The organism is Marinobacter algicola DG893 (assembly GCF_000170835.1).
Taxonomy (GTDB): Bacteria; Pseudomonadota; Gammaproteobacteria; order Pseudomonadales; family Oleiphilaceae; genus Marinobacter; species Marinobacter algicola.
Genome location: NZ_ABCP01000073.1, coordinates 1 through 7134, shown reverse-complemented (window position 1 = coordinate 7134; position 7134 = coordinate 1). Strand labels below are relative to the sequence as shown.

5 protein-coding genes are annotated in these 7134 nt (G+C 58.5%); 3 read left to right on the top strand and 2 right to left on the bottom strand.

Translation table 11 applies throughout. From position 1 onward, the window contains the following. Positions 1 to 294: 294 nt before the first annotated feature. Together metK and MDG893_RS19965 are read right to left on the bottom strand one after the other, a co-directional pair. Positions 295 to 1485 carry a methionine adenosyltransferase gene (metK, locus tag MDG893_RS19970; protein WP_007155656.1) on the bottom strand — a complete coding sequence of 397 codons (1191 nt, stop codon included), beginning with the start codon at positions 1483 to 1485 and terminating at the stop codon, positions 295 to 297. Positions 1486 to 1633: 148 nt separating this feature from the next. Next, complete coding sequence (locus MDG893_RS19965) at positions 1634 to 2635, bottom strand: metalloregulator ArsR/SmtB family transcription factor (RefSeq protein WP_007155655.1); 1002 nt, start codon at positions 2633 to 2635, stop codon at positions 1634 to 1636. A 245-nt stretch (positions 2636 to 2880) separates the two neighbouring features. On the opposite strand from MDG893_RS19965, the gene tkt reads away from it, so the two are divergent. Genes tkt through MDG893_RS19950 form a run of 3 tightly spaced genes read left to right on the top strand, consistent with a single transcriptional unit; the run spans position 2881 to position 7099 of the window. Next, a complete protein-coding gene (tkt, locus tag MDG893_RS19960; protein WP_007155654.1) occupies positions 2881 to 4881 on the top strand; it encodes a transketolase in 2001 nt (666 codons plus the stop codon). Further along, a complete protein-coding gene (gene gap / locus MDG893_RS19955) occupies positions 4881 to 5909 on the top strand; it encodes a type I glyceraldehyde-3-phosphate dehydrogenase (RefSeq protein WP_007155653.1) in 1029 nt (342 codons plus the stop codon). The genes tkt and gap overlap by 1 nt, the downstream gene beginning before the upstream one ends. Positions 5910 to 5938: 29 nt before the next feature. After that, positions 5939 to 7099 (top strand): phosphoglycerate kinase, encoded by a 1161-nt coding sequence (locus tag MDG893_RS19950; RefSeq protein WP_007155652.1) that lies wholly within the window; start codon positions 5939 to 5941, stop codon positions 7097 to 7099. Positions 7100 to 7134: the final 35 nt, after the last annotated feature.

Below are 7134 nucleotides of genomic sequence, written 5' to 3'. Positions count from 1 at the left end.
CCGCCTCGTTTAAATTTTGGTGATCGCGGTCCTTATACGACCACGGCCATAAAAATGGCCTTCTAAACCGTCCCAGCAAAAATCAGTGCTGGATATCCATAATTTTCGGTCCGTTATCCTCGACAAGCCCTCACAACAATGCGAAGCGGTGGTGAGGGACCCCTTTCATGGACTGTGGGAGGCCATGGATGGCCGACCCCAAGCGCACACGGACGTGCTTGTAGCGTGTCCATGAAAGGAGTCCCTCAGCGCCGCCGCCCCCATCAGCAGCGGGCTAACCCAAGCTCAACACAATCAAATGCCAGCAGCATCCTTAAGAAGGTCCGCACGATCCGTCTTCTCCCAGGGGAACGAGGTAAACGTCTTGCCGCCAACCGTCATCTCAACCGGCTCGCGGCCGAAGTGGCCGTAGGCCGCGGTGGCCCGGTACATCGGGTGCAGCAGGTCCAGCATGTTGGTGATTGCATACGGGCGCAGGTCGAAGTGCTCGCGGACCAGCTTGATGATCTTGTCGTCGCTGATCTTCCCGGTGCCGAAGGTATTCAGGGAGATGGATGTTGGCTGCGCCACACCGATGGCGTAGGACACCTGAATCTCACACTTCTCCGCCAGGCCGGCTGCGACAATGTTCTTGGCCACATAACGGCCCGCATAAGCCGCAGAACGGTCCACCTTGGAGGGGTCCTTGCCGGAGAAAGCACCGCCGCCGTGACGAGCCATGCCGCCGTAGGTGTCGACGATGATCTTGCGCCCGGTCAGGCCGCAATCACCCACGGGGCCGCCGATCACGAACTTGCCAGTTGGATTGATATGGAACTGGGTGTCCTTGTGCAGCAGTTCAGCCGGCAGAGCGTGTTTGACGATCAATTCCATCACCGCTTCTTTCAGGTCAGCCTGAGACACGTCTTCGTCGTGCTGGGTGGACAGAACAATGGCGTCGATGCCCGTGACCTTGCCGTTCTCATAGCGGCAGGTGACCTGGCTTTTCGCGTCGGGGCGCAGCCATGGCAGCAGGCCGCTCTTGCGGGCTTCGGCCTGGCGTTGCACCAGACGGTGAGAGAAGGTGATCGGGGCCGGCATCAGCACATCGGTTTCGTTGCTGGCGTAGCCGAACATCAGACCCTGGTCACCGGCACCCTGATCTTCCGGCTTCTGGCGGTCAACACCCTGGGCGATGTCCACGGACTGCTTGCCGATGATGTTGATGATGCCGCAGGTGTCACCGTCGTAGCCCACGGTAGAGGAGGTGTAGCCAATGTCCTTGATCACGCCGCGCACCAGGTCTTCCAGATCCACCCAGGCGCTGGTAGTGATTTCACCACCGACGATAGCGACCCCGGTCTTTACCATGGTTTCGCACGCAACCCGGGCATGGGGGTCGTCAACCAGGATGGCGTCGAGGACGGCATCGGAAATCTGGTCTGCCAGTTTGTCAGGGTGGCCTTCAGAGACCGATTCGGAGGTAAAGACGCTGTAGTCAGACATAGGGTTGCTCCTCTGTGAGCGTTGCAAATTCGGGCCGGCAATAGGTCTTTGGTTGAGGCCGGCTGTTTTGATGTCGGTATCGTAAATCAGTTTTCAGAGTCTGCATAATTCTATATCAAAAGAAATTGATACAGTTTTGGTTTCTGTCTTATGTGGACTCTGCGGTTTTCCAGAATTCTCTTACCTGCACCTGAAAGCCGTTTCTGAGCCCGATGAACAGTGACTCTCCTGCAGCCAGGCCGGCATCGGTCGCCCAACTGGTGAGCTCTTCGGGTTCAAAGCCCAGCCACAGATCGCCGCAGGCTTCCTTCGCCCAATCCTGGTCGTGGCTGCACAGATCGCTGACAAACAGGCAGCCACCGGTGTTCATCAGTGCCGAGGCATCCAGGAAAATGTCCGCCGGGCTGGGTACGTGGTGCAGGACCATGTTGGCGACTACCAGATCAAAATCGTCACCACGTGCCAACAGGTTGTCGGTGACACCTTCAATCAGATCGACATTGTTCAGGCGCTCATCAATACAGGTGCGCGTGGCCTTGGCAAGCATGTCGCGAGAGTTGTCCAGTGCCACTACATGCTCACAAATCTTTGAGAGCACCGGCAGGAATGCACCTTCACCGGGGCCGATTTCCAGGGCCGTTTTCCAGTCATGACGCTCGGAACGATTACGAATCAGATTCGCCACCGGTTCGGCGTAGAGATCAAACGCGGCGATGAGCTCCTGTTGCTCCCGGAATTTCTCGGCATAACGGGAGAAGAAAGCCTGAGACTGATCCGCGCGCTGATTGCGAATGGCTTCGATCTTTTCCTGCAAATGCTCAGGAAGCGGAATACGGTCCACGCTCTGGAAGACCTGGCGGATGGTCTGGTCCGTCAGCTTGTCGCTTTCGAGGTTCAGGGGGCGCCGGTAGAAAATGGCGTTGCCTTCCCGCTGGGGTTCCAGCAGTCCTGCCTTGTGCATCACCTTCAAATGATGGCTCATGCCCGACTGGCGCATCCCGAAGAGTTGGCTCAGCTCCAGTACACCAAAGGTGTCCCGACGCAACACCCGCAGAATCTCCAGGCGCAACGGGTCGCCGCTCGCTTTGAAGATCGGTGCCAGAGCGTCCACTGAGGACAGATCATTTGCAGGTGCGGTTATGGATGTCATGGGAAAGCAGTGTAGGCATGTCTTTCCGGGCAATCAATATCTATATCAAAATAAATTGATATAGGTTTAGATCTGTTTGAAAAATCAAACAAAATTTCAGTGCGAAAATTCCGGTGTTGGAAACATCCGTAAAACATCCTCAAAAAGAGCGTCGCCGATTTGCCCCGGTGGTCACTAATCGGCGAAAATACGCGCCTTCTTTTTAACCGTTCACCTTTTGCCGACCAAAAACTGGAGAAACGTCAATGCCGTCTCGCACAGATCTCGCCAACGCCATTCGCGCGCTGAGCATGGATGCGGTTCAGAAAGCCAAATCCGGCCACCCTGGCGCACCCATGGGTATGGCGGACATCGCCGAGGTCCTTTGGAATGATTTCCTTAGCCACAACCCGGCCAACCCCCAGTGGGCTAACCGTGACCGGTTTGTGCTGTCCAACGGCCATGGCTCCATGCTGCAGTATTCCCTGCTGCACCTGAGCGGCTATGACGTCTCCATCGAAGACATCAAGAACTTCCGCCAACTGCACTCCAAAACCCCGGGCCATCCGGAATACGGCTACACGCCGGGTGTTGAAACCACTACGGGGCCGCTCGGGCAGGGTATCGCCAATGCGGTCGGCTTTGCGCTGGCAGAGAAAGCCCTGGCGGAGCAGTTCAATCGCCCTGGCCATAATGTTGTTGATCACTACACCTACGCCTTCCTGGGCGATGGCTGCCTGATGGAAGGCATTTCCCACGAGGTGTCTTCCCTGGCCGGCACATTGGGCCTTGGCAAGCTGATCATGTTCTACGATGACAACGGCATCTCCATCGACGGTGAAGTGGACGGCTGGTTTACCGACGACACGCCCAAGCGTTTCGAATCCTACGGCTGGCAGGTGATTCCAGCGGTTGATGGCCATAATCCGGAGGCCGTTCGCGCTGCCATTGAGGCTGGCCGGGCGAATACAGCCCAGCCCACGCTGATCTGCTGCAAGACCATTATTGGTTTTGGTTCCCCCAACAAGCAGGGCACCGAAGCCTGTCACGGCGCAGCGCTGGGAGAGGACGAAATTGCACTGACCCGTGAGAAGCTGGGTTGGAGCCACGGTGCCTTCGAGATTCCTTCGGAAATTTATGGTGCCTGGGATGCCCGTGAAAAAGGCGCCGCCGCACAGGCTGAGTGGGAGCAGACGTTTGCCGCCTACGAAAAGGCGGAGCCGGAGCTGGCCGCTGAGCTCAAGCGTCGTATGGCCGGAGAACTGCCGGCGGACTTCTCCGAGAAGGCCCAGGCGTATATTCAGGAGTGCCAGGACAAAGGCGAAACGGTCGCCAGCCGCAAAGCGTCCCAGAACACCCTGAACGCCTATGGCCCGATGCTGCCGGAACTGCTGGGTGGCTCTGCCGACCTGGCGGGCTCCAACCTCACCATCTGGAATGGCAGCAAGCCGCTGACCAAAGAAGACGCCAGCGGTAACTACGTTTATTACGGTGTTCGCGAATTCGGCATGGCTGCCATCATGAACGGCGTCGCCTTGCATGGCGGCTTCGTGCCTTACGGCGCTACCTTCCTGATCTTCATGGAGTACTGCCGCAACGCCGTGCGCATGGCCGCGCTGATGAAGCAGCGCTCCATCTATGTGTTCACCCACGACTCCATTGGCCTGGGTGAAGATGGTCCTACGCACCAGCCTATCGAGCAGTTGGCGAGCCTGCGCACCACGCCCAATATGAGCACCTGGCGCCCGGCGGATGCCGTTGAGTCTGCGGTCGCCTGGAAGGCTGCCCTGGAGCGTGCCGATGGCCCGACTGCGCTGGTCTTCTCCCGTCAGGGACTGCCGCACCAGCAGCGTGATGCCGAGCAACTGGCCAACATTGCCAAGGGTGGCTACATCCTGTCAGACAGCGAAGGCACGCCGGACCTTATCCTCATCGCCACCGGCGGTGAAGTGGGGCTGGCTCAGGACGCCGCCGAAGCTCTGCGCCAGAAGGGTAACAAGGTTCGCGTGGTGTCCATGCCATCCACCGACACCTTCGACGCCCAGAGCGCGGCCTATAAGCAGGAAGTGCTGCCGCTGGAGGTGACCAACCGGGTTGCCGTTGAAGCGGCTATTGAAGACTACTGGTACAAGTACGTTGGCCTGGACGGCCGCGTGGTAGGCATGAGCACCTTTGGTGAGTCAGCGCCGGCCGGTGAGCTGTTCAAGGAGTTTGGCTTTACGGTGGATAACATCGTTGCTGTGGCCGGGGAGCTGCTGGAAGCCTGATGAGTACCGCTGCACCGTATCGCATCGCCATCAATGGATACGGCCGTATCGGCCAGTGCGTCTTGCGTGCACTCTATGAGAATCGTTTTCGCGATCACCTTCAGGTGGTCGCGATTAACGAGCTGGCGGACATCGATACCATTGCCCATCTTACCCGCTACGATTCCACCCATGGTCGATTCCAGGGTGAGATAAACGTTGAGGGAGATTCCCTGCTGGTAAACGGGGACCGTATTCGCGTCGTCCGTTGCGCCGAAGCATCGGAGCTGCCCTGGGACGAGCTGGGCATTGATCTGGTGCTGGAGTGCTCCGGTGCTTTCACCGACCGGGCGACGGCCGAGCAACACCTGAAGGCTGGTGCTGAACGCCTGCTGTTCTCACAACCGGCGGAATCCGATGTGGATCGCACCATTGTTTATGGTGTGAACCAGGATCAACTCACCGGGTCCGACCGAATCGTGGCCGCCGCCTCCTGCACCACCAACTGCCTGGTGCCGGTTATTAAGGTGTTGGACGACGCGCTGGGTGTAGAGCATGGCACGACCACCACTATTCATGCGGCCATGAATGACCAACCGGTGATCGACGCCTACCACCATCAGGACCTGCGCCGAACCCGCAGTGCCCTGCACAACATTGTTCCAGTCGATACAGGCCTCGCGAAGGGCATTGAGCGTTTGTTGCCTCACATGGAAGGCAAGTTCAGCTCGGTGGCCATGCGGGTGCCCACCATGAACGTATCGGCAATCGACATGGTGGTGAATGTCAGAGAAAACACCTCGGTGGAGGCGGTGAACAACTTACTAAAAAATGCCGCCCGCGGCCCGCTGAAACACATACTGGGCTACACCGATGAGCTTCTGGCCAGCTCCGATTTCAATCACGACGCCCATTCCGGCATCGTCGACGGAGGCCAGACGCGCGTAACCGGCGGCACCATGGTGAAGGTGCTGTGCTGGTTTGATAACGAGTGGGGGTTCGCAAATCGGATGCTGGACGTCAGCAAACACTGGCTCTCCAGCCACTGACACATTTTTTGATCAGGGGATGAACAACGATGACTATCAAGAGAATGACCGATCTGGATCTCGCCGGTAAGCGGGTACTGATTCGTGAAGACCTCAACGTACCGGTAAAGAACGGAGAAGTATCCAGCGACGCCCGCATCCGTGCCTCGCTGCCGACGATTAAGGCGGCAAAGGACGCCGGCGCGAAGGTTATGCTGATGTCTCACCTCGGCCGCCCGGAAGAAGGCGTCTACGATGAAGCCTCCTCGATGAAACCGGTGGCTGATCACCTCAGTAAAGTGCTGGGCCAGGACGTTCGCCTGATTACCGATTATCTGGACGGCGTTGATGTGGCCGACGGCGAAGTTGTCCTGTTTGAAAACGTCCGCTTCAACAAGGGCGAGAAAAAAGACGACGAAGAGCTTTCCAAAAAATACGCCGCGCTTTGTGATGTCTACGTGATGGACGCTTTCGGCACCGCCCACCGCGCCCAGGCCTCTACCCATGGCGTCGCTCGCTTCGCCCCGGAAGCCTGCGCCGGCCCGCTGCTGGCAGCAGAGCTGGAAGCCCTCGGAAAAGCTCTGGATAACCCGGCCAAGCCCGTGGTTGCGATTGTTGGCGGCTCCAAGGTGTCCACCAAGCTGGACGTCCTCAACGCCCTGGAAAAAGTCTGCGACTCCATCATCGTCGGCGGCGGCATCGCCAACACCTTCCTGGCGGCCGCTGGCCACCCGGTGGGCAAATCCCTGTGCGAGCATGACCTGATCGACACGGCCCGCGAAATCGCCTCCCGCGTAGAAATCCCGCTGCCGGTAGACGTAGTCGTCGCCAGTGAATTCGCCGAGACCGCGACCGCCACCACCAAGAACATCTCCGACGTCAGCGACGACGACATGATCCTCGACGTTGGCCCGGAAACCGCTGGCCAGTTCGCCGAGCTGCTGAAGAATGCCAAAACCATCCTCTGGAACGGGCCGGTCGGCGTCTTCGAGTTCGACCAGTTCAGCAACGGCACCCAGTCCCTGGCCAAAGCCATCGCCGAAAGCGACGCTTTCTCTCTGGCTGGCGGCGGTGATACCGTTGCCGCCGTTGACAAGTACGGTGTGAGTGACAAAATCTCGTACATTTCCACCGGTGGTGGCGCCTTCCTGGAATTCGTGGAAGGAAAAACGCTACCGGCTGTCGCCGTTCTCGAGCAACGCGGCGCCTAGCACAAGTTTGAATCGCGAGGAGGGCCTGCAAGCCC

Coding starts and splice junctions, on each gene's coding strand:
- metK (WP_007155656.1), bottom strand. CDS start 1,485: ATGTCTGACTACAGCGTCTTTACCTCCGAATCGGTCTCTGAAGGCCAC.
- MDG893_RS19965 (WP_007155655.1), bottom strand. CDS start 2,635: ATGACATCCATAACCGCACCTGCAAATGATCTGTCCTCAGTGGACGCT.
- tkt (WP_007155654.1), top strand. CDS start 2,881: ATGCCGTCTCGCACAGATCTCGCCAACGCCATTCGCGCGCTGAGCATG.
- gap (WP_007155653.1), top strand. CDS start 4,881: ATGAGTACCGCTGCACCGTATCGCATCGCCATCAATGGATACGGCCGT.
- MDG893_RS19950 (WP_007155652.1), top strand. CDS start 5,939: ATGACTATCAAGAGAATGACCGATCTGGATCTCGCCGGTAAGCGGGTA.